The following is a 526-nucleotide window of genomic DNA, read 5'->3' on the forward strand; positions in this document are numbered from 1 at the left end:
CACCCTTAGGAGCTAAAAAAGGGAATCAGGTTCATTTGTTTGCAAATTTTGCAGAGGAAAGCAAAGAAACTGGTTTAGAGCGGCGTGATGCTCTTACGGATGAAGGGTTGGCTTATTTTAAGGCAGCTTATCCTGGTGAAATGATAACAAAGGATGATTTGTTTTATTATGTTTACGGGATTTTGCATTCTGAAGATTATCGTGCTCGTTATGCGCATAATTTATCTAAACAATTGCCGCGTATTCCAACAGTTAAAAAGGTAGAGGATTTTTGGGCTTTTGTTACAGCGGGGCGCAAGCTTGGTGATTTGCATATGAATTATGAAGAGATTGAACCCTATCCCGTTACCTATAAACAGGGAGATCCAAGAACTTGGGTGATTTCTGATGAGAAGAGTTTTTATCGTGTTGAGGCGATGAAATTTGCTGGTAAGCGTGGTGCTATTGATAAAAGCACAGTGATTTATAATGCGCATATCACGATGCAGAATATTCCTCTTGAAGCTTATGAGTATGTGATCAATGG

The 526-nt window shown here is 39.4% G+C and carries 1 protein-coding gene; it reads left to right on the plus strand.

What is annotated here, in order from left to right; translation table 11 throughout:
• Positions 1-526: type ISP restriction/modification enzyme (locus ACFIL8_RS12900; RefSeq protein ID WP_375690140.1), on the plus strand; the 526-nt coding region annotated here is incomplete at both ends.

The sequence above is a fragment of the Bartonella sp. AP57NXGY genome, from assembly GCF_042195805.1.
In the GTDB taxonomy this organism is placed as follows: domain Bacteria; phylum Pseudomonadota; class Alphaproteobacteria; order Rhizobiales; family Rhizobiaceae; genus Bartonella.